Origin of the sequence: Pseudomonas sp. PS01270 (genome assembly GCF_029959775.1) — a bacterium.
GTDB classification, from domain to species: Bacteria; Pseudomonadota; Gammaproteobacteria; order Pseudomonadales; family Pseudomonadaceae; genus Aquipseudomonas; species Aquipseudomonas atacamensis.
The window spans coordinates 42,929-54,355 of record NZ_JASCPT010000022.1 but is presented as its reverse complement, the minus strand read 5'-3'; the positions used below and the strand labels follow the sequence as shown (position 1 = coordinate 54,355).

Genomic DNA, 11,427 nt, shown 5'->3' with positions numbered 1-11,427 from the left:
ATCGCGGGCAAGCCCGCTCCCCCAGTTATCGAGGTGAACACATCAACAGTGCTCGACCACGAAAACCTGTGGGAGCGGGCTTGCCCGCGATTCGATTTCAGCTTCAGCGCAAGACTAACGTCAAACGCGGAAGTGGCTGACCATCTGCTGCAACTGACCACCCAACCGCGCCAGTTCAACACTCGACGCTGCCGTCTCATCACTCGCCGCTGCGGTCTGTTCGGACACGTCGCGGACGTTGATGATGCTGCGGCTGATCTCTTCGGCCACGGCGCTTTGCTGTTCGGCAGCGGCGGCGATCTGCTGGTTCATCGACTGGATGTTCGACACTGTACGGGTGATGTTTTCCAGCGAGGCGCCGGCCTTGCGCGTCAGGGCGACGCTGCTGTCGGTCAGCGCGCGGCTGTTGTTCATCACTGCCGAAACCTGCTGGGTGCCGTTCTGCAGACCGGCGACCAGACCTTCGATTTCCTCGGTGGATTTCTGCGTGCGTTGAGCCAAGCCACGCACCTCATCGGCCACCACGGCAAAACCACGCCCGGCTTCACCGGCACGTGCCGCCTCGATCGCGGCGTTGAGCGCGAGCAGGTTGGTCTGTTCGGCGACCGCCTTGATCACGTCCATGACGCTGCCGATCTTGTCGCTTTCCTGTTGCAGCACGCTCATCGCTTCGGTCGAACGCACCACTTCGCTGGCCAGACGCTCGATCTGTGCGATGGCCTCATTCACCACCTTGTCGCCTTCACGGGCCTCGCCGTCCGCAGCAGCGGCAGCTTGCGACGCTTCCTCAGCATTGCGCGCAACTTCCTGCACCGTGGCAGTCATTTCGTGCATGGCAGTGGCGACCTGATCGGTCTCGACTTTCTGGCTGTTCACACCGGCGCTGGTCTGCTCGGTTACAGCCGACAACTCTTCGGCGGCGCTGGCAATCTGCGTGACGCCGTCGCGGATGCCACTGATCAAATCACGCAGGGTCACGCCCATGCGCGCGATGCCTTGCTGCAACACGCCGAGTTCGTCGCGACGGGTGACGGTGACGTTCTGAGTCAGGTCGCCGCTGGCGATGCGCTCGACCACGGCCAGGGTTTCCTGCAACGGCCGGGTGATCTGACGGGTGATGATCACCGCAGCAATCACGCCAACCAGCAGCGCCAGCAACGTACTGATCAACTGGAAGGTGCGCGCCTGAGCGCTTTCAGCATCACGGCGATCAAGCTGGATCTGGTACAGCTGCTCGCTCAGGGCGACGATGGTGGTGCCCTGATCGGTCATTTCCTTACGCGCCTGCACGGCTTCGGTGTTGGCGTTCTTGTACGCCATCAACGCGCCGCGATAGCTGGTCAGCGCGGTTTCCAATTGGCGCAAGGCATCCTGCTGAGTCGCGGCAAATTGCGCATTCAGTGGCTTGAGGCTGGCGATGGCCGCGTCGATCTGGCCGACGGCTTTCTGCTCGGTCTCGGCATTGCTGGTCGCGGTGTAACCACGCACTTCATAGCGCGCGAGGATGAACGCTTCCTTGGCCGCAGTAACCGCTTGGAACGGCTCGAAACGCTGATCGCTCAACTCCAACTGCTGCACACGCTGGCTGATCGATTCGATCAGGTTGTAGGCGTTCTGGGCGTTGACGCTCATGGTGTCGCGCGCACTGTTGCCGGTGCGATAGGCGTTGCGCATTTTGTTCAGCGAGGTCTGGTATTCAGCGATGGTCGCGGCCTGCTGCTTGAGCAGTTTGACGTTCTCCGGACTCTTGAATTTGCTGATCAACGCCTGTTGCTGTGCGGCGAAGCTTTCCAGGGTGGTCTGCACATTCTGCGCGGCGGTTTCGTCGCCGTTGGTCAGCATGTATTGCAGGCGCACCACGCGCAGTTTGGTCAGGCCAGCGTTGAGCTGGGTGATGTCGCTCATCCAGTTGCTGCGGTCGATCAGGCCGCCGAGGCTGGTCCAGCCGGTCAGCGCCAGAACGCAGGTCAGGGCCAGCACCAGGCCGAAGCCCAGGCCGAGTTTCATGTTCACGCTGATGTTACCGAACCAGCTATTCATGCAAATCCTCCAGAAACGTTGGGTTTCTTGGTCGTCAGTTAAGCTGGAAGATTGTTGTTCTTTTGAGCCAGCAGGGGTGTTAGCAGGTCTGTATCGGCCGCAAACCCGAGAGCTGAAAGGATTTTTGTCGGACAGATTTCGCGCAACTCAACCCAGGCGCCGCGACCAGCGCTGATCCGGCGCCTCGAACCCCGGATTGACCAGCGCCGTCAGCACATGATCCTGCCAACGCCCGGCGATATTCAGATACGCCTTCGCATACCCCTCGCGCTCAAAACCCAAGCGCTCAAGCAAACGCGCACTGCGCTCATTGCCCGGAATGTAATTGGCCATGATCCGATGCAGATTCTGCACATCGAACATATAACCAATCCCCGCCTCCAGCCCCTCCTGCATCAAACCCTGACCCTGATGCGCCTCATCAATGTGATAACCCAGATAACACGCCTGAAACGCCCCACGAATAATCCCGCTGAAATTGCACGCACCGATCATCTGCTTACGATCCGGCGACAGCAGCGCGAAATGCATGGCCAGGCCTGCTTCGAAGGCACTGGCCTGGATCTCCAGACGACGGCGGATGTTGGCGGTGGAGAAATAGTCGGTGGTGCGGATGGGCGACCACGGCGCCAGGTGGCGGAGGTTGCGCTGGTAGAACGCGCTTTCGAGCTCGGCTTGATCGGGGGAGAGGATGGCAAGGGTCAGGCGCGGGCAGGGCAGGGATAACAGCGGCATCGAGCGCTCCTTGGCGAGGGATCTGCTGGCAGAGTCGCGCATATGGTGGGGAGCGGCAAGGTGTGCTGGATGGCAGACGAAAAAAAGCCCGCTAGGAGCGCGGGCGAACCGTAGTTTCTTGAATGAGCGAGTGAACTTTACAGACTGTCCCGGTTGGGCGCAGTGAAGAAAAATTCATGTCGCTTCTGCCAACCGGGTTGGTGTCCCGCCAGTCGATCTTCAGTGCACGATGAAATATCAGCGCCCATACAGCACCGTATTCATTAACGCATTGACCTGATTTGGCATGGTGTGGATGAACCAGTCGAAAGCAAGACCCGAGGTCAGCAGGTACGCGAGAACCAGCAGGATGGGCATGAAGATGATGTTTTTGCGCAGATTGGCGTACTTGCGGGTTTTTCTGGAAAGCCATGGTTCGTGAGTGCCGTTGTTATTGGCATGTGCGCCCGCAACGATGAAGTAGGTTGAAAACAGCATCATCCGCAGACTTGTGTAAATAAGCAGGATCACGCCCGACAGGTGCAGCAAAAACCAATGCATATCCAGCAAGACGAAATTTTCCTTTATCCCCGTCAGTCCCTGCTCATTGATGATTCGCTGGCCGTTCTGGAAATTTGGCGGCGCCTGTGTGGGCATAAAAGCTTCGTCGGTGACATACGTCGCGGCCACGCAAAATGCCAAGCAAAACAAAAGCGCAACGACCCACTTAATGCCCGCGAAGAAGCTCCGGTAAAGGCTATGCAGGGTTCCGCCAGCCCATAGGGAAATAGTGAACAGCGTGACCCAGGAAAGCAGGTTGAGTATTTCAACCCTGAAAAACAGATAAATGAGTCCGGCAACCAGCAGCAGCATGCAGATGAACGGAGTCATATCCTGGCTTGTGCTGGCCGCGTTTACGCCCGGCGGTGGATTGACCACCGTATTGAAGGTCAGGTTTACCGAATGGCCCGGCTGATTGGCGGATTGTGGAGAATCGCCTTTGAGTACCCGATCCAGAATGGCTCCCAGAATCAGGCCGAGGATGGTGAAGAACGCCGATATGTAGATATCGACTTCCTTGGATTGGATCGTTTCGATGAAGCTCATGGTTTATTGCCTTCCTTGTGCAGGTTGAGTTTCCACATGCGAACCGGTTTTCTCTGCGAGGCTTCCAGCCAGCCGCGGAATGGTAAGGGGATGGCTGTAGTTTTGCTATCACACAAGCGCACTCGTCTTACAGCCAAACTGGTTTCGTTTAATTGGAGAATGAGCCTAATTAGTGCCGCAGCCCCTAGCGTCCTTTTAGTAAGCGTCGAACATTCCCAGCCACCGGAAGGCCTGAGAATGGGAAGGAAATGGGCGGCCATTCGACTAACCCCAGATGCGACAAAGCCCGCACTAGGCGGGCTTTGTCGTTGAGAGTTGGTGGAGCCGGGGGGATTTGAACCCCCGTCCGCCAGTACTCCGCTGTCGGTACTACATGCGTAGCCGTGTCTATTAAGTTAACCCTCAGCGACCCGACGGGCAGGGTGCTTTGGGCGAGTTGTGTAAGTTTTAGCCGCTTCGTCCACAACGTACTGCACGGCGATTCTGTTCTATATGACAATCATTTCGGGTTTACAGACATCCCCTGATGATTGCTGGACCCGAAGGTACCAGGAGCATTGTCAGCTGCAATTAAGCAGCGAGAGCAACACCGTATTGGTCGTCATTGGCAACTATAAGTAGTTGCAACAGTGGATTTACGACTTCTGTTACCAAGTCGGCATGCACCTAGAGTTTCGCAACCGGCGTCGAATCCTAAACGGCCCCGAACTCATTGCCCGGTGAATCTGTTCGGGCAACAAGCGTGCACAGTGTACGTCAAAACGCTTGGCAGGCCAACCCGAAGGTTGGCCTGCGGTACATCAGTTACGCGTCGGGTTACGGATCTGCATCTTGCTGATGATGCCGTTGGTAACCTCGATGCATTCCTTATCGTTGCCGGACGCCTGGGCCGCAGTGGCTTTTTCCTGTGCTTCCTTGATGTTATTCATGGAGCTTTCAGGAAGGGACGGCTGGCTGGTGACGAAGTCTTTGATGCTTTGAAGATTCCCGGCACAAAGGTCTTTGTCCGCCGCGAACACCGGCGAGGCCAGAAGTGCACCAGTGATAAACAATCCAGCAATTGCAGAATGCTTCATGGGTATCTCCTTGAACGATGGGGGCTCGGTGCTGCCGGACGGTCTGGCCGCGATGCCGAGGTCAAGACAAGCGAGGTCAGTATAGGACCTGTCTGGTTGACCGCTTCGCTGCGCAGGAATTCGGTTTTATTTGCAACGAATGTCAAATGGCCAGATCGGTCGACCAGGGGTCGATGCAGCCGACCTGTAAGAGGTCGGCGCATGAATCATTTTTTGGTGTCACCGGTAGCGTTTTGAATGTCCAGCAGAGTTTGCTGGGTTTCAGCGAGGCAGTCGTCAATCTTGCCTTGTGCTTTCAGGGCGCGGGCTTTGCTGACACTGGCCGAGACGCGCGCATTCAGATCCGGTGACGTCTGGTATTGAGTCTTGGCGCTATCGATTCTCTGCAGATTGGCATCGCACAAATCGGCGGGTTTTTCAGCAGCGAACGAAGTGGACGCCATCATCGAGGCAGTGACAAACAGACCTAACATTACAGAGCGGTTCATGTGTATCTCCTTGAACTGAGGGTTCAGACTTCGCTGACCGTTGAACAGGCCCCGAATGGTCCGGGGCATGTGCAGTGGACTACCGCCTCGCTCAAGGGTTCTGATTTTTGTTCAGCAGACTTTGGCCTGTGTCACCCGATCCACCAGATAAACCAGCCCGTGGTAGTCGATGCCACCGTGCTGGGTCAGGCCGATTTCGCACGTGCGGCTGGTGGAAATGCCCTCGCTGCAGTGCTGCACGGCGTCCTTGAGCGTGCGCAGCGAATGGCTGTTCAGCTCCGGTGTGGTGAAGCCTTTGTCGCCGGCAAATCCGCAGCAATGTATGCCTTCGGGAATCACCACGGTGTTGCTGCATTTGCGCGCCAGATCGATCAGCGCCTGGCTTTCGCCCAAGTGTTGAGTGCTGCAGGTCACGTGCACGGCAATCGGCGCTTCCTGGGGTGTGAAGTCCAGACGATCCAGCAGATGCGTACGGATGAAGCGCACCGGATCGTACAGATCCAGTCGTGTTTCGCCGATGTCCTGAACCAGCCGTAACGTACACGGGCTGGTGTCGCAATAGATCGGGTCAAGGCCGCCGCGACTGGCGTGGAGCAGGGCGCTGATCAGCTCCTGACGTTTGTGCTCGGCCTGTTCGGCGTAGCCCTTGGAGGCGAACGGCTGACCGCAGCAGAGGTTGTCCTGGTTGTCGGGAAAGACTACCTGGTAACCGGCCTTTTCCAGCAGGCCACGGGTTTTGTCGTACAGCGACATCTGTTCTTTGTCACCCGCCGCCGGGCCCATGACCCGCGATACGCAAGCAGCCAGATAAACCACGCGCGGGCGCTGGTCGGAAACGCTCGGGCTGAAGCGAATGGCTTTTTCCGGTTGGGGCATGGCGTTGGTCCACAACGGCACCTGGCCTTTGGACAAGCGCGTCAGCGTCGCCGACAACTTCGCCAGACGCGGTGCGCCGAGCATCATTCGCGCGCCGTTGGCGACGTGCAGCGTGAAGCGTGCGCCTTGCAGGGTTTTGGCGAAATTTCCTTCGATCCAGTCAGCGGTTTTCTGATGCGTGGCGTGTCGGCCACGGAGCTTTTTCACCAGTTCGGCGGTGTTGATGCCTACAGGGCAGCGTTGCGCGCACAGACCGGTTGCGGCGCAGGTGTCGATGCCTTGATAGTCGTAGGCTTTTTCCAGTTCGGTGGTGTCGACGCCGGCGCGCTTTTTCGCCTGGATATCGCGCCAGATGACGATGCGCTGGCGCGGGCTCAAGGTCAGGCCTTTCGATGGGCAGACCGGTTCGCAAAAACCGCACTCGATGCACTTATCCACAATCTCGTCAGCGGCCGGCAGCGGTTTCAGGTGCTTGAGATGGATCTGCGGATCTTCGCTGAGCACCACGTCCGGATTGAGAATGCCGTTGGGGTCGAGCAGGCGTTTAAGCTGCCACATCAGTTGATAGGCGTCGCTGCCCCATTCCAGTTCCACGAACGGCGCCATGTTGCGGCCGGTGCCGTGTTCGGCCTTCAGCGAGCCGCCGAACTCCACGGCGACCAGTTGCGCGACATCGTCCATGAACGCTTGGTAGCGTGCGATTTCTGCCGGGCTGTTGAAGCCTTGGGTGAAGACGAAGTGCAGATTGCCTTCCAGTGCGTGTCCGAAAAGGATCGCTTCGTCGTAGGCATGTTTGTCGAACAGCTCGATCAGGCGATTGACGCCGATGGCCAGTTGTTCGACCGGGAAGGTCACGTCTTCGATGATCACTGTGGTGCCGGTTTTGCGCACGGCGCCGACGGCGGGGAAGGTGTCTTTGCGGATGGCCCAGAGGCGGGCGTTTTCCACCGGGTCTTCAGTGAAGTCGACCTGCTTCTCAACGGGGAAATCGCGCAGGGACGCCATGATTTGCGCCAGTTGTTCCTGCAGCAATGTCGATGACGCCGCGCGGGATTCGATGAGCAGCGCGCAGGCATTTTCCGACAGCAGCTGTACGAAAGCGGGCATGCCTTTTTTGTCCTGCACCGAGCGCAGACTGCGTCGGTCAAGCAACTCCACCGCTGACACCGGTTGGCTTTTCAGCACGGTGACCGCGTTGCAGCAGGTCTCGACATCGGGGAACACGATCAGCGCCGAGGCCTTGTTCGGGTGATCGATGACGGTGTCGTAAGTCACCGCGCTGATGAAGCCGAGCGTGCCTTCGGAGCCGACCAGCAGGTGGCTCAGGATATCCACAGGCTCGTCGAAATCCACCAGGGCGTTGAGCGACAGGCCGGTGGTATTTTTCAGACGGTATTTGTGGCGAATTCTCGCGGCCAGCTCGGCGTTGGCGCGGGTCTCGCGACCTAAAGTCGCCAAGCGTTCGAGCAGGTCGCCGTGGCTGGAGCGAAATGCCGCGACGCTGGCAGGGTCTTCGCTGTCGAGGCGCGTGCCGTCGGCCAGCACCAAGCGAATTCCGGCCAGGGTGTGATAGGTATTCTGCGCGGTGCCGCAGCACATGCCGCTGGCGTTGTTGGCGACGATGCCGCCGATCTTGCAGGCATTGATCGACGCCGGGTCCGGGCCGATCTTGCGTCCGAACGGCGCCAGCCAGGCGTTGGCCTGCGCGCCGATCACGCCCGGTTGCAGGCGGATCTGCGTGCCTTGGCCGCGAATCTCGCGGGCGTTCCAGTTATCCCCAAGCACGATCAGCACCGAGTCGCTGATCGCCTGCCCGGACAGGCTGGTGCCGGCGGCGCGGAAGGTCACCGGCACCTTGTCGCGCTGGGCCAGTTGCAGCAGCGCCACCACTTCGTCTTCAGACTCGACGCGGATCACCAGTTTCGGGATCAGTCGATAGAAACTGGCGTCGGTGCCGAAGGCCAGAGTCGACAGCGGGTCGTCGAAACGCCGGTCTGCTGGAATCAGTTGCTCGGCATCACGCAGGAAAGCGGCAGGAAGACTCATTTATCCTCCAGAATCAGCACGACCAGATCTTTCGGGCCATGCGCGCCATACGCCAGGACCTGTTCAATATCGGCAGTCTTCGACGGGCCGGAGACCAGCAGCGCGTTGGTCGGCATGCCTTGCGCCCATTCGAATTCCTGTTGCACCTGATAGAAGTTGTCGCGGATTTCGCTGGCCTTGAGCAGGGCGAAGTGCACCGGTGGCACCAGGCTCATCAAACGCGGTTCTTCACGGGTTGGCCAGAGAATCAGGCTGCCGGTCGCGGCGATGGCACCGAGGGTGCCGGTAAGGCTGGCCGGGGTGTCGTTGAACAGCTCGGCTTTCCACGCTTCCATTGGCCGGTTGTAGGATTTCAGTGCAGGCAGCTCGGGATTGTTCGCCCAGTGCTGTGCGATGCGTTGCCCGTGCGGTGTGGTCGGTGCGATCAGCAGGCTCGGCAACTGGCGGTCACGCAGCAGTTGCGCCAGTAATGCCGGCCACTCGGCGCCCGAGGTCAGGTGGATTTCGGTGTGCACCGCCTCCATCAGTTTGCGCAGTTGCGGGATGCGTTGCTCGGCGCTGTAGGTGTAGGGCTGGGTGACCAGATCGACATCGAAGTTGTCGGCAATTGGCGTGGTGCCGGTCAGACTTTTCCGCAGCTTGCCGAGGATATTTTGCTTGGCGCTCATCGACGCTCTCCCTGTTTGGCCAGATGCTCGCGGGCCATGTCATGCAACGAACGCGCGGCCGGTTTTGGCGCGCTGTGATTTTGCGTCCATGGGCCGACATTGCTCGGCGTAAGGGCGCGCAGGCGCGTGGCGAAAAAAGCGAACAAGCGGTACAGCGTCGGCGAGCTGTTGAGTCTGGCCCAGGCGTTCCAGATGAAGCGCTCCTTGCGCGAATATTTGCTGCCCTGGCCGCGCATCACCTGATTCGGTGCGTCCGGGGCTTTGACGTTTTCCTCGCGCAGACGGCGCAGGATCGCCGGGATCGGTATCTTCACCGGGCAGACTTCACCGCAGGCGCCGCACAGGGAGGACGCGCTCGGGTGGTCCGGAACCTTGGCCAGGCCGACCATATGCGGGGTGATGATCTTGCCGATCGGGCCTGGGTAGACCTCGCCATAGGTGTGGCCGCCCACTCGGGTGTATACCGGACAATGATTCATGCAGGCGCCGCAGCGGATGCAGTTCAGGGTCTGGCGCAATTCACTGTCGGCGAAGGCTTGGCTGCGACCGTTGTCGAGCAGCACCAGATGCACTTCCTGCGGGCCATCGAGTTCATGTTCCTTGCGCGGGCCGGAGATCATGTTGACGTAGGTGGTGATCGGAATGCCCAGCGCCGAGCGCGTCAGCAGTGACAGCAGCGGCACCACGTCGCGCAGGTTTTCCACGACTTTTTCGATGCCGGTGACGGCGATGTGCACCGGGGGAACGGTGGTGGTCATGCGCCCGTTGCCTTCGTTTTCCACCAGCAGCAGGGTGCCGGTTTCGGCCACGGCGAAGTTGACGCCGGAGACGCCGATGTCGGCTTCGAAGAATTTCTGCCGCAGGACCCTGCGACCGATCTGAATGAGTTGGTCAACGTCCTTGGTGTATTCCACGCCAAGTTTGTCGTGGAACAAGGACGCGACCTGACCGGCATTCTTGTGGATCGCCGGCATAATGATGTGTGAAGGCTTCTCGTGGTCGAGCTGGACGATGTACTCCCCCATGTCGGACTCCAGACATTCAATGTCCCGAGCCTCGAGGAAATGGTTCATCTCCATCTCTTCGCTGACCATCGATTTGCCCTTGATCACTTGCCGCGCCTCGTGAGCACGGATGATCGATAAGACGATGCCATTGGCTTCGTCCACCGTTTCCGCCCAGTGCACTGTCACACCGTTGCGGGTCAGGTTCTGTTCCAGTTGCTCGAGCAGGTCGGGCAACTTGGACAGCGCGCGGGCCTTGATCGAATTGCCCAGTGCGCGCAAGTGTTCTCTTTCGTGGGCATCGCTGAAAGCCGCTGCCCGCTTGGTCATCAGTGAATCCATGGCAGTGCGGAAGTTGTTCCGCAGCTGCTGATCACCCAAGGCATTGTGTGCCCGGGTGCGGAAATCTTCTTCTACGGCGACCGTAGGAATAATCGTGGAGGCGCTCATTGTGCACCTCCGGTTCGCTGCCAGAGGAAGCTCGCCAGATGTTGCCCGCGTAACGCTTCCTGCTGTTTCTCCAGCGCGCCGTTGATGTTCATCAAACAGCCGCAGTCGGCACTCAGTACCTTGTGGGCGCCGGACTCCTTCAGCGCGCGGGTCTTGTCAGCCACCATCGCGCCGGAAATGTCTGGCATACGGACGCTGAATGTCCCACCGAAGCCACAGCATTCGCTTTCGTGGTCGTGATTGACCCGCTCCACATTGCTCAACTGCGCCAACAACTCGCGGCCGTGCAGGTGGGTGTTCATTTCGCGGCGTGCCGAACACGAGGTGTGCAGCGCGACTTTCACCGGTTCGCCGCTGTCCTTGAGCTGCACCTTGCAGACGAACAGCAGAAACTCGGCCAGTTCATAAGTGCGCGCCGCAAGGGCCTGCACCTGTTTCAACGTTTCCGGCTCGTCCTTGAACAAGTCGGCGTAATGCTCGCGCAGCATGCCGGCGCAGGAACCCGACGGCACCACCACCGGATAATCGCCGGCAAACAACGCCAGTTGCGAGCGCGCTACCGTCCGCGCCTGCTCGGTGTAACCCGAGGTGTAGGCCGGTTGGCCGCAGCAGCTCTGCCCTTGCGGATACTCGACCCGGATCCCTTCGCGCTCCAGCAGATGGATCGCGTCCATCCCGGCTTCGGGGTAGAACAGGTCGACCACACACGTGCCGAAAAGGTAGACCCGCGACGGTTTCTCGCTGGGGTATTGCCGAGGTTCGGGCAGTGGCGGTGCCACGCGGGTCGCGTTCGGCACAGCGTTGTAAAAAAGCTCGCTCATCAGGCGTGTCTCCGGGTGGGCCCGGTTATCCGTCTGCTGCGGCTGCCGAATATAAAGCGCATTGCTTTCAGCAGCCTTACAGACCCGGTGGTGAATTGCTGACGCCGGATCACGGGCCGGCGTCGGTTATTTCCGTC

General features: G+C 59.4%; 9 protein-coding genes and 1 other RNA gene. All 10 read right to left on the bottom strand.

Annotated elements, in window-relative coordinates; all coding sequences use genetic code 11:
- Nucleotides 1-120: 120 nt before the first annotated feature.
- The 10 genes from QMX86_RS09705 to QMX86_RS09660 all read right to left on the bottom strand — a co-directional run bounded on the left by QMX86_RS09705 (nucleotide 121) and on the right by QMX86_RS09660 (nucleotide 11,290).
- Entirely contained in the window at nucleotides 121-2,040 is a 1,920-nt protein-coding gene (locus tag QMX86_RS09705) for a methyl-accepting chemotaxis protein (protein ID WP_282383110.1), read from the bottom strand.
- A 147-nt stretch (nucleotides 2,041-2,187) separates the two neighbouring features.
- Nucleotides 2,188-2,775 carry a ribosomal protein S5-alanine N-acetyltransferase gene (gene rimJ, locus QMX86_RS09700; RefSeq protein ID WP_282383113.1) on the bottom strand — a complete coding sequence of 196 codons (588 nt, stop codon included), beginning with the start codon at nucleotides 2,773-2,775 and terminating at the stop codon, nucleotides 2,188-2,190.
- Between the two features lie 237 nt (nucleotides 2,776-3,012).
- Nucleotides 3,013-3,861 carry a hypothetical protein gene (locus QMX86_RS09695; RefSeq protein ID WP_073473873.1) on the bottom strand — a complete coding sequence of 283 codons (849 nt, stop codon included), beginning with the start codon at nucleotides 3,859-3,861 and terminating at the stop codon, nucleotides 3,013-3,015.
- A gap of 316 nt (nucleotides 3,862-4,177) precedes the next feature.
- Nucleotides 4,178-4,566: a transfer-messenger RNA gene (ssrA, locus tag QMX86_RS09690) on the bottom strand.
- 95 nt (nucleotides 4,567-4,661) lie between these two features.
- Entirely contained in the window at nucleotides 4,662-4,937 is a 276-nt protein-coding gene (locus QMX86_RS09685; RefSeq protein WP_016771781.1) for a hypothetical protein, read from the bottom strand.
- Between the two features lie 206 nt (nucleotides 4,938-5,143).
- A complete protein-coding gene (locus tag QMX86_RS09680; protein WP_016771780.1) occupies nucleotides 5,144-5,425 on the bottom strand; it encodes a hypothetical protein in 282 nt (93 codons plus the stop codon).
- A gap of 111 nt (nucleotides 5,426-5,536) precedes the next feature.
- Complete coding sequence (locus QMX86_RS09675; protein ID WP_282383117.1) at nucleotides 5,537-8,347, bottom strand: FAD-binding and (Fe-S)-binding domain-containing protein; 2,811 nt, start codon at nucleotides 8,345-8,347, stop codon at nucleotides 5,537-5,539.
- On the bottom strand, nucleotides 8,344-9,015 hold the full coding sequence (locus QMX86_RS09670; protein ID WP_122707598.1) for a lactate utilization protein: 672 nt from the start codon (nucleotides 9,013-9,015) through the stop codon (nucleotides 8,344-8,346). Before QMX86_RS09670 ends, QMX86_RS09675 begins: the two co-directional genes overlap by 4 nt.
- On the bottom strand, nucleotides 9,012-10,469 hold the full coding sequence (locus QMX86_RS09665; RefSeq protein ID WP_073473864.1) for a LutB/LldF family L-lactate oxidation iron-sulfur protein: 1,458 nt from the start codon (nucleotides 10,467-10,469) through the stop codon (nucleotides 9,012-9,014). The genes QMX86_RS09670 and QMX86_RS09665 overlap by 4 nt, the downstream gene beginning before the upstream one ends.
- The gene (locus tag QMX86_RS09660; RefSeq protein ID WP_041477925.1) at nucleotides 10,466-11,290 is read right to left on the bottom strand and encodes a (Fe-S)-binding protein; all 825 of its coding nucleotides are present in this window, start codon (nucleotides 11,288-11,290) and stop codon (nucleotides 10,466-10,468) included. The genes QMX86_RS09665 and QMX86_RS09660 overlap by 4 nt, the downstream gene beginning before the upstream one ends.
- Nucleotides 11,291-11,427: the final 137 nt, after the last annotated feature.